Annotated in this window: 1 protein-coding gene and 1 pseudogene; one reads left to right on the top strand and one right to left on the bottom strand. The window is 66.3% G+C overall.

All coding sequences use genetic code 11. From position 1 onward, the window contains the following. Positions 1 to 76: pseudogene (locus LZ604_RS36660) on the bottom strand (IS200/IS605 family transposase); the annotation flags it as partial. 51 nt (positions 77 to 127) lie between these two features. Here LZ604_RS36660 and LZ604_RS35575 point away from each other — a divergent pair. Beyond that, on the top strand, positions 128 to 359 hold a 232-nt coding region (locus LZ604_RS35575; protein WP_234520373.1), incomplete at its 3' end, for a helix-turn-helix domain-containing protein.

Raw genomic sequence — 359 nt, forward strand, 5'->3', positions numbered from 1 at the left:
CCAAGTGCGCGTGGAGGTTGTAGGCGACGTGGCGGCCGGTGCGGATATCGGGGTTTGGTTCCCAGCGCGGTGACATACGCCAAGGGTAGTATGATCGTGCGGGCTGACCAGGAAGGGGGTGGGCCGGATGATCCGTGCGTACAAGTTCCTGATGCGGCCCACCGTGGGCCAGGCGGCCGCGCTCGGTGAGATGCTGCGGGATCACTGCTCCCTCTACAACGGGGCCTTGCAGGAACGCCGCGACGCCTACCGGCACACCTCCAAAACGTCGGTCAAGTACGCGCAGCAGTCCGCGCAGCTCAAGGACATCCGGGCCTTCGACCCCGAGCGTCAGGGACGCTGGTCGTTCTCGTCGCAGC

The sequence above is a fragment of the Streptomyces glomeratus genome, assembly GCF_021462825.1.
GTDB lineage: Bacteria > Actinomycetota > Actinomycetes > Streptomycetales > Streptomycetaceae > Streptomyces > Streptomyces glomeratus.